At 63.2% G+C, this 234-nt stretch carries 1 protein-coding gene; it reads left to right on the top strand.

Going from position 1 to position 234, the window contains the following annotated elements:
- Nucleotides 1–25: 25 nt before the first annotated feature.
- A partial coding sequence (locus SB822_RS61185; protein ID WP_410859672.1) for a response regulator occupies nucleotides 26–234 on the top strand: 209 nt, incomplete at its 3' end.

Genomic DNA, 234 nt, shown 5'->3' with positions numbered 1-234 from the left:
GGTGGTCGTGATCGACGACGTCGCGATGAACCGCGCGGTCATGGTCGAGTATCTCGGCCGGCTCGGCTTCCAGATCGTCGAGGCGACAGGCGGCCGGCAAGGACTTGCGAGGATCTTGAGCGAACGTCCAGCGCTGATCGTCACCGACGTCGTGATGGCGGATATGGACGGACTCGAAGCGACCCGCCGATTGCGGCAAATTCAGGGCTTTGCGAATGTGCCGGTCATCGCGAC

Source organism: Paraburkholderia sp. SIMBA_054 (assembly GCF_046534875.1).
Classification (GTDB): Bacteria; Pseudomonadota; Gammaproteobacteria; order Burkholderiales; family Burkholderiaceae; genus Paraburkholderia; species Paraburkholderia hospita.
Note: the sequence above shows the minus strand (reverse complement) of the source record. Positions and strands in the feature narration are given on the sequence as shown.